General features: G+C 63.3%; 21 protein-coding genes. 5 read left to right on the top strand and 16 right to left on the bottom strand.

From position 1 onward, the window contains the following. Nucleotides 1-2: 2 nt before the first annotated feature. From ACX3YD_RS10555 to ACX3YD_RS10490, 14 genes are all read right to left on the bottom strand, one after another. Nucleotides 3-1,838: a secretin N-terminal domain-containing protein gene (locus tag ACX3YD_RS10555; protein WP_458959888.1), complete on the bottom strand. Its 1,836-nt coding sequence runs from the start codon at nt 1,836-1,838 to the stop codon at nt 3-5. Further along, complete coding sequence (locus ACX3YD_RS10550) at nt 1,835-2,353, bottom strand: hypothetical protein (RefSeq protein WP_130211337.1); 519 nt, start codon at nt 2,351-2,353, stop codon at nt 1,835-1,837. The genes ACX3YD_RS10555 and ACX3YD_RS10550 overlap by 4 nt, the downstream gene beginning before the upstream one ends. Beyond that, nucleotides 2,353-2,901, bottom strand: a complete 549-nt coding sequence (locus tag ACX3YD_RS10545; RefSeq protein WP_458959887.1) for a pilus assembly protein PilO — start codon at nt 2,899-2,901, stop codon at nt 2,353-2,355. The genes ACX3YD_RS10550 and ACX3YD_RS10545 overlap by 1 nt, the downstream gene beginning before the upstream one ends. Then, nucleotides 2,888-3,433: a PilN domain-containing protein gene (locus ACX3YD_RS10540; RefSeq protein ID WP_103406633.1), complete on the bottom strand. Its 546-nt coding sequence runs from the start codon at nt 3,431-3,433 to the stop codon at nt 2,888-2,890. The genes ACX3YD_RS10545 and ACX3YD_RS10540 overlap by 14 nt, the downstream gene beginning before the upstream one ends. Nucleotide 3,434: 1 nt before the next feature. Further along, entirely contained in the window at nt 3,435-4,238 is an 804-nt protein-coding gene (locus ACX3YD_RS10535) for a hypothetical protein (protein ID WP_103406634.1), read from the bottom strand. Further along, nucleotides 4,219-5,925 carry a GspE/PulE family protein gene (locus tag ACX3YD_RS10530; protein WP_458959886.1) on the bottom strand — a complete coding sequence of 569 codons (1,707 nt, stop codon included), beginning with the start codon at nt 5,923-5,925 and terminating at the stop codon, nt 4,219-4,221. The genes ACX3YD_RS10535 and ACX3YD_RS10530 overlap by 20 nt, the downstream gene beginning before the upstream one ends. A gap of 84 nt (nt 5,926-6,009) precedes the next feature. After that, a complete protein-coding gene (locus ACX3YD_RS10525; RefSeq protein WP_103406636.1) occupies nt 6,010-6,543 on the bottom strand; it encodes a response regulator in 534 nt (177 codons plus the stop codon). Between the two features lie 223 nt (nt 6,544-6,766). After that, nucleotides 6,767-7,720, bottom strand: coding sequence for a peptidylprolyl isomerase (locus tag ACX3YD_RS10520; protein WP_458959885.1), 954 nt, complete (start codon nt 7,718-7,720; stop codon nt 6,767-6,769). Nucleotides 7,721-7,733: 13 nt separating this feature from the next. Beyond that, nucleotides 7,734-9,284, bottom strand: coding sequence for an ABC transporter substrate-binding protein (locus ACX3YD_RS10515; protein WP_458959884.1), 1,551 nt, complete (start codon nt 9,282-9,284; stop codon nt 7,734-7,736). Between the two features lie 9 nt (nt 9,285-9,293). Further along, a complete protein-coding gene (locus ACX3YD_RS10510; RefSeq protein ID WP_103406639.1) occupies nt 9,294-9,920 on the bottom strand; it encodes an SCO family protein in 627 nt (208 codons plus the stop codon). Next, nucleotides 9,917-10,573: an SCO family protein gene (locus ACX3YD_RS10505; protein ID WP_458959883.1), complete on the bottom strand. Its 657-nt coding sequence runs from the start codon at nt 10,571-10,573 to the stop codon at nt 9,917-9,919. Before ACX3YD_RS10505 ends, ACX3YD_RS10510 begins: the two co-directional genes overlap by 4 nt. A 13-nt stretch (nt 10,574-10,586) precedes the next feature. Then, on the bottom strand, nt 10,587-12,539 hold the full coding sequence (locus ACX3YD_RS10500; protein ID WP_458959882.1) for a YncE family protein: 1,953 nt from the start codon (nt 12,537-12,539) through the stop codon (nt 10,587-10,589). A 152-nt stretch (nt 12,540-12,691) separates the two neighbouring features. Beyond that, on the bottom strand, nt 12,692-18,499 hold the full coding sequence (mnxG, locus tag ACX3YD_RS10495; RefSeq protein WP_458959881.1) for a manganese-oxidizing multicopper oxidase MnxG: 5,808 nt from the start codon (nt 18,497-18,499) through the stop codon (nt 12,692-12,694). Between the two features lie 206 nt (nt 18,500-18,705). Further along, nucleotides 18,706-19,314, bottom strand: coding sequence for a lytic transglycosylase domain-containing protein (locus ACX3YD_RS10490; protein WP_458959880.1), 609 nt, complete (start codon nt 19,312-19,314; stop codon nt 18,706-18,708). Between the two features lie 206 nt (nt 19,315-19,520). On the opposite strand from ACX3YD_RS10490, the gene gspG reads away from it, so the two are divergent. The 3 genes from gspG (at nt 19,521) to ACX3YD_RS10475 (ending at nt 21,944) form a co-directional block, all read left to right on the top strand. Further along, nucleotides 19,521-19,955: a type II secretion system major pseudopilin GspG gene (gspG, locus tag ACX3YD_RS10485; RefSeq protein WP_047530712.1), complete on the top strand. Its 435-nt coding sequence runs from the start codon at nt 19,521-19,523 to the stop codon at nt 19,953-19,955. A gap of 14 nt (nt 19,956-19,969) precedes the next feature. Beyond that, complete coding sequence (locus ACX3YD_RS10480; protein ID WP_103406644.1) at nt 19,970-21,157, top strand: type II secretion system F family protein; 1,188 nt, start codon at nt 19,970-19,972, stop codon at nt 21,155-21,157. Between the two features lie 160 nt (nt 21,158-21,317). After that, on the top strand, nt 21,318-21,944 hold the full coding sequence (locus tag ACX3YD_RS10475) for a hypothetical protein (RefSeq protein ID WP_458959879.1): 627 nt from the start codon (nt 21,318-21,320) through the stop codon (nt 21,942-21,944). Nucleotides 21,945-22,060: 116 nt separating this feature from the next. Here the strand turns inward: ACX3YD_RS10475 and ACX3YD_RS10470 are convergent, their stop codons facing one another. Beyond that, nucleotides 22,061-22,978 carry a LysR family transcriptional regulator gene (locus ACX3YD_RS10470; protein WP_458959878.1) on the bottom strand — a complete coding sequence of 306 codons (918 nt, stop codon included), beginning with the start codon at nt 22,976-22,978 and terminating at the stop codon, nt 22,061-22,063. A 160-nt stretch (nt 22,979-23,138) separates the two neighbouring features. Between ACX3YD_RS10470 and ACX3YD_RS10465 the strand changes: the two genes are divergently transcribed. Both ACX3YD_RS10465 and ACX3YD_RS10460 read left to right on the top strand, forming a co-directional pair. Then, nucleotides 23,139-24,158 carry an alpha/beta hydrolase gene (locus tag ACX3YD_RS10465; RefSeq protein WP_103406815.1) on the top strand — a complete coding sequence of 340 codons (1,020 nt, stop codon included), beginning with the start codon at nt 23,139-23,141 and terminating at the stop codon, nt 24,156-24,158. Nucleotides 24,159-24,224: 66 nt separating this feature from the next. After that, on the top strand, nt 24,225-25,652 hold the full coding sequence (locus ACX3YD_RS10460; RefSeq protein ID WP_458959877.1) for a mechanosensitive ion channel domain-containing protein: 1,428 nt from the start codon (nt 24,225-24,227) through the stop codon (nt 25,650-25,652). A gap of 221 nt (nt 25,653-25,873) precedes the next feature. On the opposite strand, the gene ycaC is transcribed toward ACX3YD_RS10460, so the two are convergent. Further along, nucleotides 25,874-26,500 carry an isochorismate family cysteine hydrolase YcaC gene (ycaC, locus tag ACX3YD_RS10455; protein WP_047530725.1) on the bottom strand — a complete coding sequence of 209 codons (627 nt, stop codon included), beginning with the start codon at nt 26,498-26,500 and terminating at the stop codon, nt 25,874-25,876. Nucleotides 26,501-26,504 lie beyond the last annotated feature (4 nt).

Genomic DNA, 26,504 nt, shown 5'->3' with positions numbered 1-26,504 from the left:
GATCAAGGCTTCCCGACGCTGACTTCGACGTTGGTGGAGGCCACCGGCCGATCGAGGCGCTGAGGCTGGACCGACGATTCCAGCTCACGATTCGGCGCCTGGATGTGCATGCTGGTTTCGGTGCCGGTGGTGAATTCCATGTCCGACGGGCTCTGGTACGGCAGGTTGCGCACCACCCGCGGGGTGATCGACAGCACCAGTTCGGATTTGCCGACGGTGTCCTTGTTACTGCCGAACAGACGACCCAGACCGGGGATATCGCCAAGCCCCGGGATTTTGTTGCCAGTGGCGCCATGGTCGTTGCGCATCAGGCCGGCGAGGATCTGGGTTTCACCATCATGCAGGCGCAGGGTGGTCTGGGCGTTTCGGGTATCGACCTGCACCGGAATCGTGCCCTGGCGGGTCGGTTCCAGTGGCGTGGCGTTACTGACTTCCAGGGCGATTTTGATCGCCACTTCGTTGTTCAGGTGCACGGTAGGCTGCACTTCCAGCTTCAGACCGACATCCAGGTACGTCACGCTTTCGGTGATCACCGGCCCCTGGGTCGACGGCACCGAAGTGGCGCTGATGATCGGTACGCGCTGACCGATGTGGATACGCGCCTGTTCGCGGTTGCTGACGCGGATCACCGGGCTCGCCAGGGTATTGATGTCGTTGTCCTGGGCGTTGATCTTGGCCTGCGGCGACGGCGAGATGCTGATCCGGCTGGAATCGATGCCCTTGAGCTGATCGAGCAGCGTGACCGCCGAACCGTCGCTGTTGACCACGCCGAAGGTGTTCGGCCATTGCAGGCCGAGGTCGAGAATGCGCTGGGTGGCGACTTCCATGACTTCCACTTCCAGCACCACTTCAGGGTTGGACTGGTCTTGGGATTGCAGGAGTTTTTCCGCCATGCGGATGGCATCGCCGGTGTCGCGCATGGTCAGGGTGTTGAGCCGTTCATCGACGAATACGTCGCGGGTCTTGAGCATGGTCTTGACCATGTTCAAGGCCGTGTTGGCATCGATGCTGGTCAGGTAAAAGGTGCGCATCACCAGCTCCTGATAATCCTTGAGCTTCTGCGGCGAATCCGGGTAGATCAGCAGGGTGTTTTCGTTCACCACTTTCTGATGCAACTGGTTCTGTTGCAGCAGCAGCTCCACCGCGTCTTCGATGCGCACGTCACGCACGAAGATGGTGGCTTTCATGTCCGGGCGCAGGTCTTTGTCGAAAATGAAATTCAGACCGGCGACCTGGGACAGCACCTCGAAGATGGTCTTGAGGTTGGCGTCGCGAAACTCCAGGGTGACGGGCTTGTCCAGGCGCGTGCGCAGTTGCGGATAGGGAATCACATTGCGGCTCTGCACCAGCCGCACATTGCTTTGCAGTTCCAGGGCGCCCTCATTGTTCGGGTCCAGTTCGAGGATCTGTTTGACCTGACGGTCGGCGGCGTAGATGTCGCCGCGACGCAGATCCCCACGGGCCAGCTCGAGTTTTTCATCGAGGCTGCGCAGGTGATCGAGCTGGCGTATGGCGTCCTGGGCCCGGCGGTTGTTCGGCTCGATGGACAACACCCGGCCGTAGGTCAGACGGGCCGAGGCGAAGTCGCGCTGGGTGCGGCTCATGTCGGCCTGGCTCAGCAGCGCTGTCACCGCACGGGCCCGCCCGCTGGTCAGCGCCAGGTGCAATTCGGTATCGCGGGGATTTTCGCGCAGGCCTTCCTGGATCCGTGCCAGGCCGGCTTCGTACTGACCCGACGCCATCAGGTCGGCTCCCTCGTCCCTGGCCAGTTGCGCCGAACTGCATGCGGCCAGCGCCGCACAGAAACCCATGCTCATCAGCAATCGGAATGTGTTCATTGCGCGCTCCCCACAGACAGAGTCTGGGACAAATGCAGAGGCAGATAGACCAGGCTCAGTTCCATGTCGGAAATCCCCTCGATCTTCCATGTTGCGTCGATCACATCCCCTTTGCGCACGACGTAGATTTTCTCGCCGCTCTGCAAGAACACCTGCAGATCGGTACGGTCATCCATGCGGCCAATGAACTGGAAAGGCATCGGCGGTGCAGTGGGGACCTGCACCACCGGTGCGACGTTGACGGCTTGTTCGGTGACGCTGGCCAGGGTCGGCGCAACCTTCCAGCTGCGGGGGGCGAACAGGTCGCCGGCCGGGCTCAGGTCCTTGATCGCCGCCGGCGCGCCCGAGGCTGACGCGGCCGCCAGCTCGCCACGGGTTTTGCCTTTGGCGGGCGTGGCCACTGCCGCGACATCGGCCTCGCCGTCGCCGGCCGGTTTCAAGTAGTCGGGCAACCAGGCCAGCGCCGCCGCCACACCGAAGAACGCTACCCAGCCCATTGCGCGTTTGCTGTTCATCATGACCTCGACAGGTAAAGGGTCATGCGGATCCGCCCGGTCAGGTCGGTGTCGGCGATCTTCTTTCGCTGCAACTCCACGTCCTCCAGCACCACCGCCGGCAACTGACCGAGCAAGGCGTGCAGGAAGCGCCGCAGTTGCGGGTAGCTGCCCCGCACCGGCAGCAGGATCTGGTAGCGCGCCAGGTGGGTTTTCGGATCGATGCCCAGGGAATACTCACCACGAGCCAGGGTGATGCGTTCCTGGGCGGCCAACGCATAGATCTTGTCGATGGCCACGGTGGCCTGCGGCTGGGTCGGCAACTTGCTGCGGAAATCATCCAGTTGCCGTTGCGGCACCACCGGCGCGGCCACGGTGCCGTCCTCGACTTTGACCAGGTATGCGCGGGCGTCGCGGGTCTGCTGGCTGAGCTGTTGCACGGACTGCCAGTCCGGCAGCAAACCGGCCAGGCCATAGGTGAGCGCCAGCACCAGCATCGCCAACCCCGCCAGACCGGGCACGCCCAGGCTTTGCAGGTACTCATGGACGATCAATCTAGGGATTTGCATCGCCAATCTCCCAGGTAGCCGACAAGTTGAATTGCACCGGGTGCTCCGGCACGTTGGCGACGATTTCATGGCTGAGCAGCGACACATCGGACAGCTCGTCGCTGGCTTCGAGGCGCCGGTGGAAGTCGAGCATGGCGTCCAGGTCCCGTGCCTCGGCGCTGATCCGCAGCTGGCCCTTGCGGGCGTCCGGGGTCAGGGTCAGCAAAGCAATGTTGTCGCGGGGCATGGCTTCGAGGGTGGCGAATAACTGCTCCCAGGGGCGGCGCAATTGCTGGGACACCTTGCGCATCTCCGCCAGGTTCTGTGCCTGTTCGCGGATTTGCGCCGGGGTCAGGTTGACCTTGCTGCCCGTGTCGCCGGTGAGCACGCGCTGGGCGGTTTGCAGGTGGCCTTGCTGTTGTTCGGCCTCCGCGCTGAGGTGTTGCTGGATCACGATGCAGGTCAGCACCAGCACCACACCACTGGCCAACAGGCTCCAGCCCAGCGGGCTGGCGCGACGACGCGGTTGAAAGTCGAGCATCAGGGCGCGCATGTCAGGCCACCGCCCGGGACATGACGTACAGGCAATCGTGTACGGATGTCCGGTCCTCTTCGAGGGTGCGCAGGTGCACACCGGGTACGTCGGGGTGCGAGTCGATGCGGGCCGGCGCATGCAGGTAAACGCTCAGGGGCCGTTCGCTGGTGGAGGCCTGCAACTGGCTTTCGCGACCGATCAGGGCCGCCAGGGCGGCATCGCTGTCACTGCTGCCCACCGAACGCACCGCCGCCCAGCGCCCTTCGCGCGCCAGCAACAACACACTGCGCACCGGTTCGGCGACCACGAACAGGAAGTCTGCGGCGTCGAAGCTCTTGTCGAAATGGTTGAACGCAGCCATCAGGTACGGCTGCACTGAACGCAGTTTCAGGCCGCGACCGCTCACCAGCGTGCGCAGGCGCTCGAGCAAGTCCTGCGGCAGCGCACTGGCGACGCGGTCGTAGCCGGCCGGTTCGGCCGAGAGCACCAGGCTCCAGGGTTGGCTCGGTACGCCGTAAAGGTCTTCGAAGCACAGTTGGGCAAACCCGCGCAGTTCTTCGGGGCTGCTGATCTGATCGCTCCAGGGCACCAGGCAGAAACGGCTGAAATGCCCGGAGACCACCACCGTCAACTCCGCACCGGCGCGGGCATGCTCGCCCAGCAGCCGGTCGAGGGTTTCCAGGGCCACGGCCCAGGCATGGAAACCTTCATCGATGAAGCCGACGCTGCCCAGCCACAGGGTTTCGCTGCCCTGACGCCGACCCAGGCCGACACCACTGGCGCCGAGGACGGCGATATAACGCTCACGAGATAAAAGTGACACGATTGATCTCCTCGAGAGTGGTCCGGCCGTGTTGCACCAGTTCCAGCGCCGACTCGCGCAGCAGGCGCAAGCCACGTTTGCAGGCGTGGGCCTTGATTTTCGAAATGGGTTGGCGCTCGACGATCATTTGCCGCAGTTCGTCGTCCAGGTGCAGCAGCTCGGCAATCGCGCTGCGTCCGCGGTAGCCGGTGCCACGGCAATGGCCACAGCCCTTGCCGTGCACGAAGTGGTAGTGAGCGACCTGCTGCGGGTCGAGCCCCGAGGTTTGCAGTTCTTCTTCAGTCGGGGTGTACGTCGTGCTGCAGCTGCTGCAGACCAGGCGAATCAGTCGCTGGGCCAGTACTGCGTTGAGGGCGCTGACCAGGCTGTAGGGGTCGATTTCCATCTGGGTGAAGCGGCCGATCACGTCGAACACGTTGTTGGCGTGAATGGTGGTGAACACCAGGTGCCCGGTGAGTGCCGATTGCACGGCGATCTGCGCGGTGTCGGGGTCGCGGATTTCCCCGACCATGATTTTGTCCGGGTCGTGGCGCAGGATCGAGCGCAGGCCCCGGGCGAAGGTCAGGCCTTTTTTCTCGTTGACCGGGATTTGCAGCACGCCCGGCAGTTGATATTCCACCGGGTCTTCAATGGTGATGATCTTGTCCACACCGTGGTTGATCTCGGTGATCATCGCGTACAGCGTGGTGGTCTTGCCGCTGCCGGTGGGGCCGGTGACCAGCACCATGCCGTAGGGTTCGGCCGCCAGCCGGCGCAGTTGGCGCAGGGTTTCGTCTTCGAAGCCCAGGGCTTGCAACTGCACGCCGCAGACCTTGTCCGCCAGGTCCTGTTTGTCGAGCACCCGCAGCACGGCGTCCTCGCCAAAAATGCTCGGCATGATCGACACCCGAAAGTCGATCTGCCGGCCGCTGATACCGATCTTGAAGCGACCGTCCTGGGGCACGCGCTTTTCGCCGATGTCCAGTTCGGCCATGACCTTGACCCGGGAAATCACCTGTTCGGCGAACTCGTTGCCCTGGATCTTGCTGATGTTGTTCAGCACGCCATCGATCCGGTACTTGATCACCAGGCCGCTGCCGGTGGTGCCCAGGTGGATGTCGCTGGCGTGCATTTTCAGCGCGTCGTACAGGGTCGAGTTGACCAGTTTGACCACCACGCTGGAGTCTTCGCTGATGCTGGTCAGGGACAGGCTTTGCAGGTTATCGATTTCGCCGCCGGCGTCGCTCTGGGCGTTGAGTGACTCCACGGCGTGGAAGCTCTCTTCGTGGCGTGCCAGGTAGGCTTTCAGGTCGTCGGCGTGCACCAGGTACAGCGGCGCGCCGTGCAGGCAATCATCGATCCAGGCCAGACGGGCGGTGTCGAAGGGGTCGGCAAACACACCGATGACCGCATCGTCGTGACGCAGCAGGGTGAATTCGCGCTTGAGGCATTGGGCCAGGGTGACCCGGTCGAATACCGGGGTGGCTTGAAACAGGCTGTCGGTATCGAGCACCGGGTAATGCAGGGTCGCACCGAGGCACTGGATGAAGGGCATGGGGGCCAGTTCGCAAAGCTCCCCGAGGGCATCCAGCATCCGTTCACCGGAACTGGCGGCCAGCGCTCGCGCCTGGGCTAATTGCTCACTGGAAAAACGGCTGGGTAGACACGCCGACGGCGACGGCTCGACAACAAGGGATAGACGGTCCATGGCTTGCTCTCCAACGCCCGGGGCTTTGAGCCCTGTCGGCGCGGCGAGCTGGTTCGGCGGGGGCCGGAACCTCTTGTCGCGCCACTACTCCCCGGTGAGCAATTGTTCGTCGTCTGGCGCCATGGAGGCCGATGAACTTCGTCGGCGATCGGCAAGCACCCAGCTACCGTCGTACAACTGCAGCGGGAAACTTTCGGTCCTGCTCTGGCGTCGTTCGACGAATCCTTCGGAATCCTTCACACCTGCTTTGGGTTCGCGCTTCATCCCCAGAAGATCACAAACTGCACGGGCCAATTCCGCCAAAGGAAAGGGTTTGAACAGGATGTGGCTGACGCCCAGTTGCCGGGCCCGCTCGCAAACTTCTGCGGTGGGGTGGCCTGTGATCAGCACAAAATGACACTTCCTGTTCTGGCGGACGGCATCGAGCACCTCAAAACCTTCCATATCGGGCAAGCGGTAATCGAACACCATCACATCGGGTGAAAAGCGTTCGGCTTCGCCAATCGCCGCTTCACCGGTGTGCGCTATCCGGACTTCCAGCGCTTGCGCCTGCAGGTACCCCTGGAGGTTTTCCGCCAGCAGCTGTTCGTCTTCAACAACCAGTACTTTGTTTAACAAGGTGGACTCCTTGAAACCGCAGGGCCGATTACCGAACCTGGTGGAGTGCGCGCCTTCAACAGGTCTAACGCACACTTCATGCCAGGCCGGGCGCCGGTCGTTTTATCGCTTCATGTCCTTGAATTTAAAAACAATGCCTTTTCGTCCACTTACCGTTCCCCCCAAAAACGGGGGAACCCGAACGGATTTGCATTGAATCGATTCCCCACTTTTGGGGAAAAGCTCAATCATCGTCAACCCGTTCGATCCGATTACTGGATCGCAGCTGCGCCAGTGCCTGTAGACGAGCCTGAACCTGTTTCTGCCGGGCAAGGTACGCCCGGACCATGTCAAGTCCTTGCTCCTCTGTGACATCGGCGGCCTCCACTCGGTTCTCCAGATAAATCAAATGCCATCCCACGTCCGTGCGCACCGGCTCGCTGAGCGCACCCGGCGCCAGGGCAAAAGCTGTCGCTTCAAACGCTGGCAGCATGCGCCCCCGGGGAAAGTAGCCCAGTTCGCCGCCCTCGCTGGCCGAGGCGTCTTCAGACCCCTCCCTGGCGACACTGGCAAAATCGGCACCATGCGTGATTCGGGTACGCATACCTTCCAAGCGTAGTCTTGCGGCTTCAACAGTGGAAGCATCCGCTCCCTGAGGCACCTTGACCAGGATATGCCTGACCTGTACTTCCTCGGGCCGGTTCATCTCAGCGCGGTGCTCCTCGAAAAATGCCCGTACCTGTTTTTCATCAAGCTCGCCGACTTGGGTGAGGTCGGCGAACACTTGCTGGGCCGCCAGTTCACGGCGGGTGTATTCGGCATAGCTGGCCTCATCGAAACCGGCGTCTTCCAGGCGCCGGGCGAACACCTCGGCACCACCGAAGGCCTGGCGGGTCTTCTCGACCTGGCTTTGCACCGTGGCATCGCTGATCACCACCCCGCGCTTGAGCGCCTCCTGCCAGAGCAGTTCCTTGTCAATCAAGGCATCCAGCGCCGCCTTGCGCAGCTGCTTGTAAGCCTTGGGATTGCGAATATTGCCCACCGAGCGCCCCTGATCCTCCAGGTACTCGGCGAAATAACGCTCCAGGCGCAGCTGGGAAATTTCCTCGCCATTGACCCGCGCCACGGCCGGACCGTTGCTGCAGTATGCCGCTGGCACCCACAGCGCCCACAGAACCAGCAAAGTGTTGAGTTTCATCTACGGCCTCCGGTCAAGGCATCGCGGCAATGGGTTTGTAAGGGGCAACCAGGAAAAAACGCTGGTCAGGCAAGTCCACGGTGACGATGTGCGCGCCACTGAGGCCCTGGCGCCGACCCGGCCCGAAACTGATCAGCGGGGTCAGTCCGGTATCGAAGTCATGCAGGCCTTCCAGGGCCTCGATCAGTTTTTCACGACTGGCATCACGCCCGGCCTGCTTCATGCCTTCGCTCAAGAGCATCATCGAGCTGAACGCACCGACTTGCAGAACCGCATGCTCGCCGCCCAGTTTCTGTCGCTCGCGCACCTGGGTCAGGGCCAGGCGCCCGGCCCGCGTCCAGTCGCTGGGCACAAACGGATAGGCCAGGAATACCCGACGGGAAAAGCCGCTGGGCACTTGCAGCAAATCACCCGCCACCTGATTCGAAGCAGCGAACAGGTAAGGCACCTGGCCCGCCGTCTGCAAGCGCTCGGCGAGCAGACTGAAACCGCCGCTGCTGCCCATGTAAAACACCGAACGCGAACCCAACGGCAAGTCATCCTGGGTCGCCCCATAGGCTTGCAGGCGCACTTTCTCCCAGGCGTTGTCTTGCAGGTACCGGGCGAGTTTCTCTGCGGCCAGCCGTTGACCGGGCTCGTCCGGGTAGGCGATCAGCGTCGGTCCCTGCAACACCCGCAAGGTGGCAGTGGCGTAGTTGGCCAGGGCAATCATTTGTTCGCGCAGCCCCGGCAGCGGCTCGAAGATCTCTCGACTGGCCTGGGTCGCGCCTTGCAACGACAGCGGCCCGATCAGGGGCACACCGGCCTGCTCCAGGCGTGCTGCCATGTCCGCTTCCAGCGCTGGCGCCAGCGGTGCGATCAGCGCGAACACCTGCTCCTTGTCGATCAACTGGTCCAGCGCGCGCATGGCGCTGGCGCGGTCGGGGCCGGGATCGAGAATGGTCAGGCGCAACTGCCGACCATGAATCCCGCCCGCCTCATTGATGCGCGCCACGCAACCGTTGAGCACCGCCGCCACCGTGGCGCCCTCCTCGCTCAGCGCGCCCGAGCCCGGTAACAAGGTGCCCAGGTGCAGACTGTCAGCGTCGAGGCCCGGATCACGGTCATCGGCCAGGCGCTTGAGGTACGCCGTGAGGTTGTGCTGATCCTTCATCGACAACACGAACCTGGGCATCGCCGGGTCGAGTCGATTGTTGCCGGGATCGCGCCCCTCCTGAATCGCCCTGGCCAGCGTGCCCTCGGTGTAGGCCGGGTAACTGCGCCCGTTGATTTGCTGCTGGCCATAGGTGCTGGAGAGCCGCGTCCAGGTCAGGTCCGGCGGCCGCACGCCGCCTTCGGGACGGCCGATGCCATCGCGGCCATGGCAATTGACACACGGCAGGCTGGTGGCCGGCAGCAACATGCCGGCCGCTCCGACCCGGGCCATGATCGGCTCGCCACTGGCCGACACCCCCTCGCGGTACAAGCGTTTTCCGGCGCTTTCGCCGGGGGTCAGCGTCAACGCCTGGGCGCTCAGGCTGATGCCAGACACCATGAGCAGGCCGAGGATGAGGGCTTTTTTCATGGCCCGGACTCAGCGACCGACCACAGGCATTGTCAGCAACTGCAAGCGCTGGGCAATGGCGGCGGCGGGGGCATCGGGCCGGATTTTGCTCCAGCGCTTATTGGCCACGTCGCCGACGATCAACTGCGTGGAGTGCTGCTCGGGGGTCGGCACGATCTGGCCGATGCGCCCCAGGACAAGGTCCATCTGCGCCTTGTCGCCGGTAAGGAAAAGCCAGTGGGGGCCATCGACGCCCTGCTTCAAGGTGTAAGCCTTGAGTACCGCCGGGGTGTCCCGCAGCGGATCACTGGTAAGGGAAATAAAGGTGATGCCCTCCGCCTGGTCGCCCAGCACTTCGCGTACTGCCTTGAGCTTCTGGGTGATCAGCGGGCAGGCGTCGGTGCAACTGGTGAAAATCACGTTGAGCAGCACCACCCGGTTCTGCAGCGCGTCGCTGTAGAACCGCAGGGTGTTGCCGTTCTGGTCCTGCAACGGGGTGTCGGTGAACCAGGTTTTTGCGTCGCGGGTGCCGCCCGCCGGTTGTGCCATGGTTGCAGCAGACGCCGGTGCCGGTTCTTGATGGCCTTCGTGGGCGAAGGCCAGCGCACTGAACAGGCAAAGGCAGGCACTCAGGACCATGCGGTCAAGGGTTCTCATGGCTGATTCTCCATGGCGACGGCCGTGTGCTTGGCGTGGGCATTGCGCTGACCGCTGAGTTTCTCGACTTCACGGCTCAGCACCGCCGGGTCGGTGAAACCGTAAAAACGCGTCCAGTGACGGCTGTTGCCATCGCCGACCAGAATCAGCGGAGCATGGTTCTTGAAGTCGCCGCTGAAGGAGCCAAGGCCCTTGAGGGTTTCGTTGACCGACTGCGTGGTGCCGGTCAGCCAGCTCCAGCCCGGGCCGTTCTGGAAGGTCCGGGCATAGTCGTTCAGGCGCTTGGCGTCATCGCGCTGCGGGTCGATGCTGATCGACACCAGTTGCACCTCGGTACCGACCCGTGCGCCGAGCTGTTTCTGCACCTTGCCCATGATCGAAGACACCACCGGGCAGACCGTGGTGCAGCTGGTGTAGATGAAGCTCATGACCACGATCTTGTTGCTGACCAGGTCTTTTTCCAGGCGCACGGTTTTGCCGTTCTGGTCCACCAGCGCCACGTCGGCGAATTTGACCTGGGTGCTCTCGGGGGTGGCGCTCCTGGCCTGCATGTCGTGACCGGCATGTTCATCTGCCGAGTGGGCCAGTGCCTGGCCGATGCCGACAGCCAAGAGGCAGAAGGTCAGCAGGCCACGGTGTGCAAATCGGTTCATGTCGATGTCCTCTTCAATGAGTCTGGCCGGGGGTCACCCGAACACTGGCAAAGGTCTGGTCGCCGAAATTCGCCCCCAGTGACGCCGCACGCACGTGCAGGTACCAGGCGCCTTGTTGGTTGAGGTTGACCGGGGCTTCATACACCCCGTTGCCGACTTCCACGGCCGCGACCTCCCGAGGCCGCGAAGTCGGGGCCAGGAAGTAACGCACCTGAACGTCCTTCACCCCGCTGCGCTCGGTTTTCTGCTTGCCCTGGACGATGCGAAAACGCACGACATAGGGGTTGCCCAAAGCAGCGGTGGAGGTGTCGAGCATGAACTCCACGCTTGGCACGCCAGCGAGGTGATCGAGGTTCTTGTCGGCCTCGACCACGGCGGTGAAGCAATGAATGATGTTCGGCTGATTGAGCAGGAACGCCACGTCGAAACGCCCGGCCGGCGGCAGCTTGATCCGTGCGCTGTACAGCCCCGGCTCGACTTCGCGCAGGCTGCGGTCGATCACCAGCGCCGCCCGTGCCACTTGCCCGCGATTGGGGTAACCGGACATCGGGGCGTTCATGCCTTCGGCGTAGAAGTAGGTGGTGTTGTCCACCGGGTTGACCACGAACACCGCGTTGTCGTCCCGCGACACCGCCAGGCTCGCGGCCAATGGCAGATCACCGGCCAGGCGCGGTGCCTGGGGCCCGGCTTCGAAGCCCTGGCTGATGGGCGTGCGGCCTTCACCCAGCGACGCCAGGTTGATCATCGTCACCTTGGGCGAGGCCAGTCCGCGGATATAGGCGTAGGCCTTGGTGAACACCACCTGATAGGGCTCGGCGGACACGTCCAGTTCATGGATCAACGAGTCGGTGGCGGCGTCGATGACCGCCGCCTGGTTCTCCAGGGTATTGAGCACGATGCCGAAACGTCCGTCGGCGCTGAAACCCATCGGGCCGAGGCCCTGCTTGACCTTGATCACCCGCCGCACCGACTGGCTCGCCGCGTCCACCACCGTAACCGTGCCGTCCTTGCCGTCGGCCACATAGGCCGCGCCGGACAGTGGCGAGTACACCACCGACAACGGGTGCGAGCCGGTCTTGAGTTGTTTGATGATGGTCAGGCTGGCGATATCGATGATGCTCAGGGTGCCGTCGTCGCGATTGGTGACGAAGGCGAAACGGCTGTCCTTGCTGAAGGCGATTTCGTGATGGCCGCCCCCCGTGGCCAGGTGCTTGAGGGTTTTCAGGCTGTGAGTGTCGATCACCGTGACCCCGGACTGCTGCGCTGCCTGTGCGTTGTTGCCGACCCACAGCAGGCGTTCGTCCGGTTGCAGCGCGACACGTACCGGGTTTGTGCCGGCCGCCACCGAATCCACCAATTTGAATTGCTCGCTGTCGATCACCGCGACTTCACCCGCCGTCGGCATCGACACGAACACCCGCTTGTTGTCCCTGGGGGTGACCCAGTCCATCGGCGGTTGCTTGATGTCGATCCGCGCCAGGGTGCTGGTAATGCCGCCCACCGACACCGACGGATCGACCACCGAGACACTGGCATCACGGTTCATCACCATGAGGAAGTAGCTGTTGAGATCGAGCAAGGGGCGTGCGCCGATGCTCGACTTGAGGAACACCCCGACCCGCGCCTTGCAGCTCTGTTCGCGGCCCTGGGCCTGGTCGGCGGCGACGGTCTCCGGGTCCAGCCAGGCGCCCGGTGCAACGCCCGCCAAGGGCTGGCCGGAAGCCTTGTCGGTAATGCGGAACTGCACGTCGGCGAACTGCCCTTCGCGCAATACGCCGTCCGCGCCCAGCGGCTTGACGTCGAGCGCCACCGACACGCCGTCACGCTCCAGCGACTGTCCGCTGCGGGTATCGGGCAACGCAACGTCGCTGAGCAGGGCCGCAGGTGACGTGCGCCATACCCCGAGGCCGATCAGCGCCACGCCGACAATCAACGCGCCGCTGGCGATTTTGATGGTCCTGTTCATGCCAACACTCCCCTTCAGATCTGTGTCTGACTCATCGCCCCCTGAGGGAGCGAGCCTGCTCGCGAAGAGGCCAGCACATCCAACATTCATGTGTCTGACACTCCGCCATCGCGAGCAGGCTCGCTCCCACAGGTGTTGCGTTGTCTCCCGGCCTACGGCGCCGGTGCCGGCTCCGGTTCGTTGGTCACCCGCAGCAATCCCCACAGCCCGGCGGTGTTGCCATAGGCGCCGTAATCGCGGAACAGGTAATCACCCGGTATCGCGTTGCTGCCCCCGGCACTCGGGTGCATGAAGCTGAAATGCGCGGCCGGCAGGATGCTTTCGTGGGCGCCGACGTACATCGACATCGGGTTGTAGCCAAACCGCACCGAACCCACGCCAGGCGTTCCCATCGGGTAGCCACCGGTGTCGCTCTTCTCGGGCTGGAACGGGTTGACCGACCAGACGTGTCCGTCGAGCTGGAAGGTGGTGCCGCGACTGCCGCCGGTCGGCATCAGGATGTGCGTGCGGAACGGTTGCCCCGGTTTGACGTACAGCACCGGCGTCTGCGGATCGCCGCCCACCAACGCGTTGCTGAAAGCCATGTGCGCGTTCTGCACATCGCCGTAGCCATGACCGTCGGCGTGGCCAAACGGCGCATCCGGGGCCAGACCGAAGCGGTACCACATCGGCTCTGTCTTGAAGTTGATGGCCATGCTGGAGTTGTCCTGTGGATCGGTCGGCACGCCCGCCTCCGAGGCTATGCCTTCCACTGGACGACCATTGGCCCAGCGCATGTTCAAGGCCTTCTGCCAGACCATGGCAAAGTCGCGATAAGGGGTTTGCCCCGGCGCGGTGACGGTCGCATTGACCTTGCGGGCGTCTTCCGTCCAGGTGGCGCCCACCGGCAGGATGCTCATCGCTGCGCCCAGGCCTTTTTGCGGCTGCTTGATCACGTCGGCCGGCGTGATGTTCAGCCCGCCGAACTCCACCGCCGTGGCGTTGATGTTGTCGACATTGCGGCCCAGTTGGGTAATCGGTTTGCCTTCACGCTCCAGGTGCCCGGCGTAGTACTGATAGGTACGGGTCGGGTACGGTCCGGTGTTGCCCACCCGAGGCGGCACGGTCTGGATCGGGTTGGTGCCGACGTTGGTGCCGTCGGATTTGGTGATGTCGTAAGCCAGCAATTGCGCGTGCAGGCCCACGGTGCTCGATGGCCGCAGCAGGTTATTGCTGAAGGTGGTCGAGCCCTCGCCGCCGTTGCGGTCACGCTTGACCATGCCCATCACCGTGGCCGTCTGGGGCAGGTCCGGCATCACGCTGGGCAGGCGATTTTCCAGGGTGATGTTGATGCAGTCACCGGCCGCCGCACGCAGCACCAGCGGTTCCACCGGCACGCCGGGTTTGAGTTTGCCGGTGACCGGATCGAGGTCGGCCTTGCGCACGTAGAGGATCGCGGTCGGGTCATGCAACGGCCCGCTTTGCCCGCCGATGGTGAAGGTCACACCGTCTTGAGGGTCGGTCACGGTGACTTGCGGGATGCTCACCGCCCGCGAGTTGAAGACCAGGGTGCCACCGGCCGGATTCAACGGCCCGCCGACGTGCTGTCCAAGCCCCGCCGAGTCACCGATGGCCAGCCCCAGGGGGTTGCCGAGGATATCGTTGGCCAGGGCCGCGACCACTTCATAGTTGCGTTGCGGGGTCGGCCGGGTGCCGATGCCGTTGGGGTTGGCGCCGATCCGCGGGCAGGTGCCATCGAAGGCCACGGTGTTGCGCATGCCGGCCGGTTTCGGGTTGTTCGGCAGCGCGAACAGATCGTTGCGCTGGGCCGTGTAGTTGCGCATCACGCCCCAGATGCCACTCCAGTACCCTTCAAGCGAGGCGTCCATGGAGTACAGGTAGTCACCGGTGGTGGCCGCCGAACTGGAGAGCATCGAGACCGGCGCGATGAAGCCCATCTGCTCGGAAATCCCGATCATCTGCGACGCGCGCCAGCCGGAGTTGGAGCTGTTGCCGAAACCGGAACCGCTTTGCAGCCACTTCACACCGTGCAGGGTGACGTTGTGCTCCTCTTCGTGACCGCCGGCATGCACCCGCAGCCGCACGTTGTCGCCCGTGTAGGTGCGCAGCATCGGGGTGAACGGGTCACCCGGTTCGGCGCCGCCCTTGTTGATGTGCGGCGGGAACAGGGTGGTGCCGCCGGTGGGACCGGTGGCCGCGGTAATCAGGTTCGGCGCCAGGTTCATCGCCGGGATCGCACGGTCGGTACGGCTTTGCATGGCGTACGCCAGATCGCCGCCCAGGCCATCGGCCTGCATGCCGCGCTTGCCGTCCGGGCCGACCTTGTTCGGGTCGTACACCCGCAGGGCCAGCGGTTCGTTGCGGTAATTGACCACGAACATGCCGGGGTCATCGACCGAAATCGCTTGCGGGCAAGGCCGGCTTGGGCAGCCCGGCATCAGACCGCCACGGGCTTCGACCACTTGCTCAAGCAGGGTCTCGGCTTCCTTGCGCACCGGCGGATTGATCGCGTAGCGGAAGCTGTCGGCGGTGGCCGGGAAGCTTTGCGCGTCAGGTATGCCATTGGGACCGGCGCCCACGTACACCCCGGCTTCATAGGCGTGCTGGAAGTCGCTGTATTCGAGGAAGAACTCACGGAAGCTGTCGTTCTTGCCGTCACCGTCCAGGTCGCCGGTAGAGATCACTGCTTGCCACGACGTCGGCCCGCCGTCCTGCCGCGCGCCGCTGTACAACGGCTCGCCGGTTTCGGCATGGAACCAGGTGGAACCGGCCGGTTCGGCGAGCACGGTGGCGTACAGGCCAATCTGCTGGTGCGTCGATGGGCCGAGGTGGTCGTGGGTGAAGATGGTGCCCAGGCCACGGTCGACGCCCTTGGTGTTCACCACCGGATCGACGAACCAGCGTTGCATCGCCGTGCGCGCGCCAACCCAGTCGGCCCGGCCGTATTGGCCGAAGAACGGGTGCGCCTTGGCTTTCGGGCACGCGGCCGTGCCGTCGCGCGGGTCGGTGCCTTCGCACTGGTTGAACTGGCGAATGGCACGGATGCGCTCTTGCACGGCACCCGGGGAAAGGATGCCATCTTCGTAGTTCCAGCCGTTGGCCGAACCGTCGGCCGCCGTCAGGTCCCATTTCGGCAGGTGGATGTGCTGGCCGATCACGTCGGTCGGTGTGCGCACCTGATAGTCGTCCATCTCATAGATGGCCGGTACCAGGTTGGTTTGCTGGTACTGCACGCAATCGAAGGTGTTCATGCGCATCACCAGCGGCTCTGGCGGACGCTGCTTGGTGATCACCGGCCAGGCGTCTTCCCACAGCGCGAGAATGCGCGCCTGCGGGAAGTGGTAGCCGACTTTGTTGTACACCGCGTCGAACTGAATGTTCGCCGCCTTGTAGATGCGCGGGCGGTCGGCGGTGAAGGTCGAGGCACCGCTGAACGACATGCCGTCGATCCGCTCACCGCTGTTGAACTCACCGCTGCCGGCGCTGCTGGTCAGGCGCTTGGCCCGGTCATCCATGCACGGTTCATAGTACGGTGCGCCCGCCATCGGCAGCGCGCCGTTGGTGCGGAAGTTGCGCGCCACCACCTGGTTGCCCGGCAGCACGGCGAAACTGGGGTGTTCTTTTTTGGCGTGGAACGCCATGGCCGCCTGTTCGACTTCGGTGCCTTCTTCGGGCAGGTACAGCGGCTTGGCGCGGGTCACTTCCTTGGAGAAATCCAGGGATGTGGTCACCGTGTGCGCCTCGCCGCCAGAGGCGAAACCGTCCAGCGAGTGACGCCCCAGGCCACCATCCCAGCCACCGGACTGCGCCGGATCGAGGTTGGCCCACAAAGCATTGCCACTCGATTTCAAGGCCTGGGCCTTGGCGGCGTCGAGCATGTCCAGCGGTGGGGTCGGCGGGCGTTGGCCGACCGAACTTTCCATGCCGCCGATCCAGAAGGGATAGCCCGGGTTCTTCAGGCTGCCGTCGGCATTGCGATTGGCTTCGCTGCGGTCCACCAGCGCCAGCGAGCCAATCGCCTGGGCGCTACCGCCATGATGCCCGCTGTCATCGTCGCCCTCTTCATCGTCGTCATTGGCGGCCACCAGGGACTCGCTGATTTTCGGTACGACCGCGACTTTGCCCGGCATCGGCGCCATGGCTTTGCCAGGCAGCGGTACCACCGCCGGAATCGGCGTGCCGGCCACAATCTCACCATCGGGCAAGGCCCGTGCACCCGCCGCCGGTTTGCCGCTGCGCAGGGCATAGGGTTCGCTGTGGTAACCGTCGGCGCCCTGTTGCGAGACTTCGAGTTTGGTGCCTTCTTCAAAGACGTCATGGACCCGCCACATGCTCCACATGCCTTGGGCAAAGTGCGGGTAGAAGTGGCAGTGATAAATCGCATCGCCCGCTACCCGGTTACGGTTGCCCGAACCGCCATTGGCGATTTCATAGGTGTAGCCGGCGCCCGGCCCGATGCCCTGGGCGTCCACGTAGTCGGAGTTGTCGTCGTTGGGGTTGAACAGCCACTGATGCCCGTGCAGGTGGAAGATGTGCTGCTCATGGCCGTTGTGGGTGTTGCGGAATTTGACGAAGTCGCCGATGTAGCTGTGGTTGACGTTGGACGGCTCGGACGGATACAGCGCCATGGTCGCCTTGACCCCGACCTGATCCGCCCTGGGCACTTCACCGGGACGGATGTTTTCCAGCCCGGCGTTGGCCGGTACGTCCACCAACATCGCCACGTCGCCGACGGTATGGGAGCTGAGGAAGAATTCTTCATAGGCACACGACAGGCAATCGTGCATCGGCCCCACGCCCAGTCGGTTGGCCACGACCTCGGCGCCCATGCCGCCGGAACCGTAGTTGATCATGAAGCCATCGCGGGTCGGCTCCAGCACGTGGGCCATGACCGGGTCGGCCCAGTAGCCTGGAAACGCCTGGGTCGCGGCGGTTTCATCCTGGAACTGCGAAGCGAAGTCGCGGAAGGGCTCTAGACGATTGGGCAGCGCCGGGTTGCGTTTGCCCACCGATTCCAGCGGATAGGTCGAGGGTGGAAAGCTGCCGTCGGCGTTGCTGCCCATGACAATGGCGTCGCTTTCGCTGGAAATGATTTCGTTGCCGTCGACCATGTTGATGATCGGCGTGCCGGCCTTGCCTTCACGTATCCAGGGCTGGCGCTGCGGGTAGCGCGCCTGGTAATCGACGATCGGCTGGCCGGCCGGGGTGCGCCCGGTGGTGGCCAGGCGCATCTCTTCTTCGGTCACGGTGTTGCGGTAGGTGCGACCGCCCTTGGGCACCACCACCACTTCGCCGAACAGCCCGTTGGCCACGTTGCCGGCCGCCCCTTCGCCACCGAAGGTCGCGCCACGGCTGCTGGCGGCGAATGCGCCTTCACGCTCGGCGTACAAGGTGTAGCTGCGCGTGGCACCCGGCGGGATCAAGGTATTGGCGTTGCGTCCGGTAAACGAAGCGATGTCGTCGATGCTGTTGACCGCTTGCATGCCGTTGACCTGGAAACCGACATGGCGGTCAGTGACCTGCTCATCGACCTTGAAGGCATTCTCGTTGCCGACTTCGACTTCACCCTCCACGCCGCCATTTTCGTGCGAACCGGGGTTGGCCTGATAGGCCAGGAGGTTCTGCAGGTTGATGGTCAGGCAGTCGCCGGCGGCGACCCGCAATACCAGCGGACGCGGACGCTTGTCGGGGCGCAGCGACACCTTGCCCGGCACCGCGGCGCCGCCCTGAGCCAGGGAGATCTCATGATCATCGACCACATCGCGACGCAGGGCGAAGATCATGCCGTTAACGTTTTGCGCACCGAGGCGGTTGAACATCAGCGGCTGATCCAGCGCCACGACGTTGGCCACCAGATTGCGCTCACAGCGCGCAGCCGCTTCGGCCAACTCGACGCCGAACATCGAGGCCGCCAGCAGCAACAAATGAAAGACGGATGGAACGTGGAAAATGCCGGTCATGATCACGGGCCTCGCTGTGGGTGCTCACAGGGAATAATTCTCGACAACTCCGTTGAGCAATCTGCATGCCATAAAAATTACGTTTATTTTTCATACAGTTACGATTGGCACTTGATACATCGGGGGATAATTCCCCACTTATTCCCCACTTTTTCGCCGGGGCCACCATGCCCCAATGTTGGGGAAAACCACCCCACGGCTTTCGGTCACAGCGGGGCGTCGGCCGACAAGCCCTGCAAACGCCGGTACTGGCGCAGCACGCTGGGCACATAACGCTGGGTTTCGGCGAACGGCGGGATCACGCCGCCACGGCTGAGCACCGCTTGCGGCCCGGCGTTGTAGGCGGCCACGGCGAGGGCGATGTCGTTGTCGAACAGGGTCATCAGCCGCTTGAGATAACGGGCGCCGCCCTGGATGTTGGCCTTGGGGTCGTAGACATCGGTCACGCCCATCTCGCGGGCCGTGTCGGGCATCAACTGCATCAAGCCACCGGCCCCCTTGGCGGACACCGCACTGGGGTTGTAGGCCGACTCGGTCTTGATCACCGCGTGCAACAGGGCGGCCGGCAACTGGTTGGCCGTGGCCGCCGCCGACACCAGCTCGGCGTAGGGTTGCGCGGCAATCATCTGCGGCTGTTGATCAAGGCTGACCACCGCCGCCGCGGGCTCATGGATGACCCGATCATAGTGCCGACCGGGGCGGTGGACGTTGGACAGGACGAAGTTGCCCCTGGCATCGGTGGACACGAACACATCGGCTTGAGCGACGCCCGCCAGCAGCAGGCAGCCGAGCATTCCCGTGGTGAGTGCTTTCATTGTTATGCCTCCCCTGCCCGGCCCCGAAAATTGGGGGTTATGCCCCAATGGCCAGTCGTGAATCAGCCATACGCAAGCACTGTGCCGAAAGCGCAGAAGCCCATGGCACGCGGGTTACAGGGAGATGCCCAAGCCTTGAGCAATCCTTTGCATGGCAATTGCATAGGGCCCTGTTGCGACCCTTCTGCCGACTGTGTGAGGTCATCATGAATCAGCGACTGTGTTTCGCCCCGCGTGCCCAACGCGGCTTCACTCTGCTCGAACTGCTGGTGGTGCTGGTGGTGCTGGGGTTGTTGGCCGGCATCGTCGCGCCGAAATATTTCGCTCAGTTGGGCCGTTCCGAAGTGAAGGTGGCCAAGGCGCAAATTGAAGGACTGGGCAAGGCCCTGGACCTTTACCGCCTGGAGGTCGGCCATTACCCGTCGACCGAACAGGGTTTGCAGGCGCTGGTCACCGCGCCCAGTGACGAACCCCACTGGACCGGTCCGTACTTGCAGAAAAAGCTGCCTCAGGACCCTTGGGGCCGTAACTACACCTACCGCTACCCTGGCGAAAACGGCGAGTACGACCTGCTGTCCATGGGCAAGGACGGGCAACCCGGCGGCGAAGGCGAGAACGCTGAAGTCACCAGTTGGCAGTGACGGACATGGCCACCATGCGATTTCATCTCAAAGCCGTCGGCAAGGCCGGCGTGGTTTCCATGACCGTCGAGGCACCGGGTCACAGCGAGGCGCGGCGCATCGCCGAAGACCAGGGCCTGCGGGTGGTCAGCCTGCACGCCGAACGTCATTGGCGGGCGTTGCGCCTGAAGCAGCGCGAGACGTTCAACCTGGTGTTGTTCAGCCAGGAATTGACCACGTTGCTCAATGCCGGCCTGCCGTTGATCGATGCGCTCGAAAGCCTGGCGGAAAAAGAAACCGCGCCCCAGGCCCGCAAGACCTTGAGCGAGCTGGTGCGCCTGCTTTATGAAGGCAAGTCGTTTTCCCAGGCGTTGGCCCAGTTGTCGGCGGTGTTCCCGCCGTTGTACGTGGCCCTGGTGCAGTCCAGCGAGAAGACCGGCGCCGTCGGCGAAGCACTGGGCCGCTATGTCAGCTATCGCCAGCGCATGGACGAGGTCCGCCAGAAGATCATCAGCGCCTCGATCTACCCCATGCTGTTGTTGGTGGTCGGGGGTGGCGTAGTGCTGTTCCTGATGGGCTATGTGGTCCCGCGCTTCAGTCTGGTGTTCGAAGGACTGGGGTCAAACCTGCCGTGGCTGTCGCAGATCCTGATGAGCAGCGGCATGTTCCTGCACGCCCACCAGGGCGAGTTCTTCGGCGCCTTGCTGGCCATCATCGTCGTCCTGGTGCTGCTCAAGCGCCAACCGGCCTTTCGCCGGGGCGTGGACCACCTGATCGAAAAACTCCCGGCGGTACACCAGCGCATTTTCATGTACGAACTGGCGCGTTTTTATCGCTCCCTGGGGATCCTCTTGCAAGGCGGCATTCCCCTGGTCACCGCCATGGGCATGGTCCGTGGCCTGCTCACGGTGGCCTCGCGCACACGCTTGGACCAGGCGTGCGAACGGGTACGCGAAGGGCAATCGCTGTCGACGGCGCTGGAGCTCAATCATCTGGTGACCCCGGTGTCCCTGCGCCTGCTGCGCGCGGGTGAGCAGTCCGGCAACCTCGGGCAAATGATGGAGCGCAGCGCCGACTTCTACGACGAAGAAATCAGCCGCTGGATCGAATGGTTCGTGCGCCTGTTCGAACCCTTGCTGATGACCTTCATCGGCCTGTTGATCGGGGTGATCGTGATCCTGATGTACATCCCCATTTTCGAACTGGCCTCGAGCATTCACTGACCGCTCTGGAACGGGGCCTGGGACCACGACGGACGATTTATCGACGTCGCAAATGAATAAAGCGGGACGTTGAGGTGTTTATCGACGGTTCCTGCTGAATAAAAGCAATGCACTGCATTGTTTATCAACGTTCCACCTGAAGAAAAAGACGGAGATCGATATGCACATGAACAAGCTTATGCTGGCTGTTGCAATTGGCGCAGTTCTGTCGGCATCTACCGTACTGATTCCGGACAACCTGTCCGGGGTTTCGAGCGCTCACGCAAAAGAAGGGGGTAGTGGTGGAGGTGGCGGCGGCCACGGTGGTGGTGGCGGAGGCGGTAGTGGCGGTGGCGGTGGCGGTGGCGGTGGTGGCGGCGGTGGCGGTAGTGGCGGTGGCGGTGGCGGTGGCGGTAACGGTGGCGGCCACGGTGGTGGTGGTGGTGGTGGCGGAAGTGGCGGCGGCGGTAATGGTGGTGGAAGCGGCAGTGGTCACGGTGGAAGTGGCAGCAGCGGCAACAGCGGCAGCGACCATGCTTCGGGGCACAGCGGCAGCACAGCCTCCTCCGGTTCGGGACGCAACAGCAGCCACGCAGAACCGGGTGATGATCACGGGGTTCATCGTGGCGGCGAGGTAGGTGACGACCACGGCGCTCACCACGCCGGACAACAGGCGGGCGACGACAACGGCGCTCACCATGCCGGACAACAGGCGGGCGACGACAACGGAGTCCATCGTGCCGGCGAAGTCGGTGATGATCGCGGCGTGCATGTGGGTGGCGAAGCAGGCGATGACAAACGGACCTGACATTCACTCATCAACACACGATCTGTGGGAGCTCGCTCCCACAGATATCCAGGCACCCACAACATCTGCGCCCGACACAAATCCCCTGGAGTTGGCTTGCCAGCAAAGGCGGAGTGTCAGGCACCATCCCTATTGAATGGACTGCCCGTCTCACTCTGATCCAGTCGCTCGCGCAAAAACTCGATCAACGCCTGCACCGGTCGCGATGACTGGCGGTGTTGCGGGTACACCGCCGACAGGGTCAACGGCTCGGGTCGGAACTCGTCCAGCACCGGCACCAATCGCCCGTCGTTCAATGCCGAACCGACAATGAAGGTCGGCAGGTAGGTAATGCCCATCCCCGCAATCGCTGCGTCCTTGAGCAACTCGCCATTGTTGACCCGCATGCGCCCGGTGACGTTGACGGCCAGCGGCTTGCCCTGCCCTGCGAAACGCCACTGCACCTGACGGCTGTGGCCGTAAGGCAGGCAGTCATGGTTGTGCAAGTCTTCAGGCTTGAGCGGCGTGCCGCGCTCGCTCAGGTAAGCCGGGCTGGCGCAATACACTCGCTGGATGGAGGCGATGCGACGGGCGATCAGCGTCGAGTCTTCGAGAATGCCAATGCGCAGCGCCAGGTCGTAGCCCTCGCCCAGCAGGTCCACCGGCCGGTCACTCAAGTCCACTTCCACCGTGACCTCGCGGTAGCGCTGCAAAAACGCTGGCAGCAAGCACCCCAGATGGGCCAGGGCAAAGGACAGCGGCGCACTGACGCGAAGGGTGCCGCGCGGCTCGGTGGTCTGGCCGGCGATGCCCTGCTCCACCTGCTCGACCTCGCTCAGCAAGCGCAGGGCCGATTCGTAGTAACTCTGCCCCAGGGGCGTGACGTCCAGGCGCCGGGTCGAACGGTTGAGCAATCGCACGCCGAGGCGCTCTTCGAGTTGCATCAAGCGCCGACTGACAAATTGTTTGGACAGCCCCAATTGATCGGCAGCGGCCGTGAAGCTGCCGGAGTCCATCACCTGGCAAAAAATACGCATGTCTTCAAAGGGGTTCATTGTCACGCTCCAGTTGACAGTAAAACACTTTATAGCGGCTTTTTCCCGTTCAGGCACCCTATTAATCTGTGCTCACGGTGTTGCTGAGGCCTGAATCACCCTGCCGCCAGCAGCCTGAAACCCAGGTACTTAACGTCCAAGAATTCAAAAAGGATTTGCCATGAACATCGTCAAGAAAACCCTGACCGCTTCCCTCCTCGCCCTGTCCATCGGCAACGCATTCGCCGCAGGCAGCCCCGGCGTCGAACACAACACCCAGGCCTTCCTCGAAGCCCTCGCTGCCGGTGGTGGCAAACCGCTGGAGCAACTGAGCCCGAAAGAGGCCCGTGCGGTGCTGACCGGCGCCCAGGCCTCGGTGAAAGTTGACCTGTCCGGTGTCGAGGTGAGCGACCGCGCGATCAAGGTCGATGGCCAGACCCTCAACCTCAAGGTCGTGCGCCCGGCCAAGGTCAACGGTGAATTGCCCGTGTTCATGTTCTTCCACGGTGGCGGCTGGGTACTGGGCGACTTCCCGACGCACCAGCGGCTGATTCGCGACCTGGTGGTGGGTTCCGGCGCCGTCGCGGTGTATGTCGACTACACACCATCGCCCGAAGCGCATTACCCGACCGCGATCAACCAGGCTTACGCCGCGACCCGCTGGGTGGCCGAGCACGGCAAGGAAATCGGCGTCGATGGCCAGCGCCTGGGCGTGGCCGGCAACAGCGTCGGCGGCAACATGGCGGCGGTCGTTGCCCTGATGGCCAAGGAACAGAAAACCCCGGCACTGCGCTTCCAGCTGTTGATGTGGCCGGTGACCAACGCGCAGTTCGACACTGGCTCGTATCGGCAATTTGCCGAGGGCCACTTCCTGACCAAGGGCATGATGCAGTGGTTCTGGGACAACTACACCACTGACAAGGCCGAACGTGCGCAGATCCATGCCTCGCCACTCAAGGCCGGCGCCGAACAGCTCAAAGGCTTGCCGGCCGCCCTGGTGCAGACAGCCGAATTCGACGTCTTGCGCGACGAAGGCGAAGCCTATGCCCGTCACCTCGACGCGGCGGGCGTGCCGGTCACGGCGGTGCGCTACAACGGCATGATTCATGACTTTGGCCTGTTGAACCCGCTGAGCCAGATTCCGGAAGTCCAGGCCGCGATGCGTCAGGCAGCACTGGAGCTCAAGACACACTTGAACTGAGTCCTGTAAAAAGTCTGCCTTCGGGCAGACTTTTTTTGGTCCGCCTTTACTAAATGGAGTTTGCCCATGTCCTTTCTCCTGGCTCACCTGCTGTCCTGGAGCGCCCTGTTGCTGGTGATCGATGCACTGCTCTGGCACCTCGCACCGTTCAAGCACCGCGTCACTCAAATCGGCTGGCGCACCGGCCTGTTCCTGGTCTTCAGCACGCTCATCATCAATGCAGGCGTCAGCCCGTTGCAGGCACCGTTGTTCGCCGATGATCGCGTGGCGCAATTGGGGGCCACGGCCCTGGGGATTCTCTGGTGGCTGTACGCGGCGCGGGTGCTCACCGAAGTCATTGGCCTGGTGCTGATGCGTCGCATCGGTCACAGCGGCCGACTGTTGCAGGATGTCATCGGCGCGCTGGTGTTTCTGGCCGCGATCGTCGCGGCGGCGGGCTATGTGCTGGAGTTGCCGGTAAAAGGGCTGCTGGCGACCTCCGGGGTGGTGGCCATCGTGGTCGGCCTGGCGTTGCAGAGCACCCTGAGCGATGTGTTTTCCGGCATCGTGCTCAACACCACCAAGCCGTATCAGGTCGATGACTGGATCTCGATCGACGGCGTCGAAGGCAAGGTGCTGGACATCGACTGGCGCGCCACCCACCTGCTCACCAGCGCCGGCAGTACCGCCGTGGTGCCGAACTCGGTGGCGGCCAAGGCGAAGATCGTCAATCTCAGTCGCCCCAACAACATGCACGGGGTGTCGATCAGCATTCAAGTGCCTAACCACATTCGTCCGCGTCGAGTCCTCGACGCGTTGGACCGCACGCTCCAAGGCAGCAGCAGCCTGCTTTTGAACCCGGCGCCCAAAGCGGTTTTGAAAGAGGCCGGCGAAACCCTGTCCGAGTACGTGGCCAGCGGTTTCATCGCCGAGCTCGGCAAAAAAAGCGAAGTGCGCAATCAGTTGTTCGACCTGGCCCATCGGCACCTGGAAGCGGCCGGTATTTCCCGGCAGCTCGATGGGGTGATCGAGCCATCGACGCGGGCGCGCGCCTTGCTCGACGAGGTGAAGATTTTCCGTTCGCTGAGCGAAGACGAACGCGATCAATTGGCGCAGTCCATGACCGCGCAACAGTACGCAGCGGGCCAGGTGGTGTTGGGACTGGGCGAAGTGCCCGACAGCCTGTTCGTGATTGCCACTGGCGTCGTCAGTGCTTCGGTGCCTGACGGCGCCGGACAAACCGAAGCCGGCCGGATGGGGCCGAGCGAGGTCATGGGCGAACAAAGCATCCTCGCCGACACCCCCTCGCAAGCCACGTTCACCACCCTGACTTCGTGCATCATTTACCGCCTCGACAAATCCCTCACCCGCCACTGCATGGAACAGCGCAGCGAAGTCGGCCAGGCCTTGAACAAACTGCAAGCCGTGCGGGAGCAGAACAGCCGGCTGGCGCTGATGAGCAAACCGGTACCGATCAAGAAAGGCGGTTTTCTCGGCTGGTTGCAAAAACGCTGAGGCCAAAATGCCCGCGGGTTGGTGCGATGTTGTTCAGCCAGGAGAAAGTGAACCACTGTAGGAGCGAGCTTGCTCCGGGCGGCGTTCCGACGATGGACTCGAGAACACCGCGTTTAGCCAGTAAACACGCGTCATCGTTAACGACCATCGCGAGCAGGCTCGCTCCTACAGGACAGCATTACCCGCAACGCGCGGGCATTTCGCGGTGTCAGTGAAACGGCTTATTTGGCAGTGAACTTGGTATAGCTGTTGATCAGGTTGCGGTAGTTCGGCAGGCGGTTCGACAGCAGATTCGCCAGGCCTTCCATGTCGTTGCGCCAGTCGCCCTGCAGCTCGCACGCCACGGCGAACCAGTTCAGCAGGTGCGCACCGGCAGCCGACATGCGCGCCCAGGCGGCTTGTTGCACGGTGGTGTTGAAGGTACCGGAGGAGTCGGTGACGACGAACACTTCATAGCCTTCGGCGATGGCCGACAGGGTCGGGAACGCCACGCAAACATCCGTCACCACACCGGCAATGATCAGTTGCTTGCGACCGGTGGCCTTCACCGCTTTGACAAAATCCTCGTTGTCCCAGGCGTTGATCTGGCCAGGACGGGCAATGAAGGGCGCATCCGGGAATTGCTCTTTCAGTTCAGGCACGATCGGGCCGTTGGGGCCGCTGTCGAAACTGGTGGTGAGGATGGTCGGCAGGTTGAAGAACTTGGCGATGTCACCCAGGGCCAGCACGTTGTTCTTGAACTCGTTGGGCGAGAAATCCTGCACCAGCGAGATCAGGCCGGTCTGGTGGTCAACCAGCAGTACAACGGCATCGTCTTTGTTCAGGCGTTTGTACGGAACATTGCTCATAAGA

Source organism: Pseudomonas fluorescens group sp. PF-1 (genome assembly GCF_054481335.1).
Note: the sequence above shows the minus strand (reverse complement) of the source record. Positions and strands in the feature narration are given on the sequence as shown.

Excerpts from the sequence above, each read along its gene's own strand:
- ACX3YD_RS10540 (WP_103406633.1), bottom strand. The coding sequence starts at position 3,433 with ATGCGCGCCCTGATGCTCGACTTTCAACCGCGTCGTCGCGCCAGCCCG.
- ACX3YD_RS10515 (WP_458959884.1), bottom strand. The coding sequence starts at position 9,284 with ATGAAAAAAGCCCTCATCCTCGGCCTGCTCATGGTGTCTGGCATCAGC.
- ACX3YD_RS10490 (WP_458959880.1), bottom strand. The coding sequence starts at position 19,314 with ATGAAAGCACTCACCACGGGAATGCTCGGCTGCCTGCTGCTGGCGGGC.
- ACX3YD_RS10475 (WP_458959879.1), top strand. The coding sequence starts at position 21,318 with ATGCACATGAACAAGCTTATGCTGGCTGTTGCAATTGGCGCAGTTCTG.
- ACX3YD_RS10510 (WP_103406639.1), bottom strand. The coding sequence starts at position 9,920 with ATGAGAACCCTTGACCGCATGGTCCTGAGTGCCTGCCTTTGCCTGTTC.
- gspG (WP_047530712.1), top strand. The coding sequence starts at position 19,521 with ATGAATCAGCGACTGTGTTTCGCCCCGCGTGCCCAACGCGGCTTCACT.
- ACX3YD_RS10505 (WP_458959883.1), bottom strand. The coding sequence starts at position 10,573 with ATGAACCGATTTGCACACCGTGGCCTGCTGACCTTCTGCCTCTTGGCT.
- ycaC (WP_047530725.1), bottom strand. The coding sequence starts at position 26,500 with ATGAGCAATGTTCCGTACAAACGCCTGAACAAAGACGATGCCGTTGTA.
- ACX3YD_RS10550 (WP_130211337.1), bottom strand. The coding sequence starts at position 2,353 with ATGAACAGCAAACGCGCAATGGGCTGGGTAGCGTTCTTCGGTGTGGCG.
- ACX3YD_RS10465 (WP_103406815.1), top strand. The coding sequence starts at position 23,139 with ATGAACATCGTCAAGAAAACCCTGACCGCTTCCCTCCTCGCCCTGTCC.
- ACX3YD_RS10460 (WP_458959877.1), top strand. The coding sequence starts at position 24,225 with ATGTCCTTTCTCCTGGCTCACCTGCTGTCCTGGAGCGCCCTGTTGCTG.
- mnxG (WP_458959881.1), bottom strand. The coding sequence starts at position 18,499 with ATGACCGGCATTTTCCACGTTCCATCCGTCTTTCATTTGTTGCTGCTG.
- ACX3YD_RS10555 (WP_458959888.1), bottom strand. The coding sequence starts at position 1,838 with ATGAACACATTCCGATTGCTGATGAGCATGGGTTTCTGTGCGGCGCTG.
- ACX3YD_RS10470 (WP_458959878.1), bottom strand. The coding sequence starts at position 22,978 with ATGAACCCCTTTGAAGACATGCGTATTTTTTGCCAGGTGATGGACTCC.
- ACX3YD_RS10500 (WP_458959882.1), bottom strand. The coding sequence starts at position 12,539 with ATGAACAGGACCATCAAAATCGCCAGCGGCGCGTTGATTGTCGGCGTG.
- ACX3YD_RS10530 (WP_458959886.1), bottom strand. The coding sequence starts at position 5,925 with ATGGACCGTCTATCCCTTGTTGTCGAGCCGTCGCCGTCGGCGTGTCTA.
- ACX3YD_RS10545 (WP_458959887.1), bottom strand. The coding sequence starts at position 2,901 with ATGCAAATCCCTAGATTGATCGTCCATGAGTACCTGCAAAGCCTGGGC.
- ACX3YD_RS10520 (WP_458959885.1), bottom strand. The coding sequence starts at position 7,720 with ATGAAACTCAACACTTTGCTGGTTCTGTGGGCGCTGTGGGTGCCAGCG.
- ACX3YD_RS10480 (WP_103406644.1), top strand. The coding sequence starts at position 19,970 with ATGCGATTTCATCTCAAAGCCGTCGGCAAGGCCGGCGTGGTTTCCATG.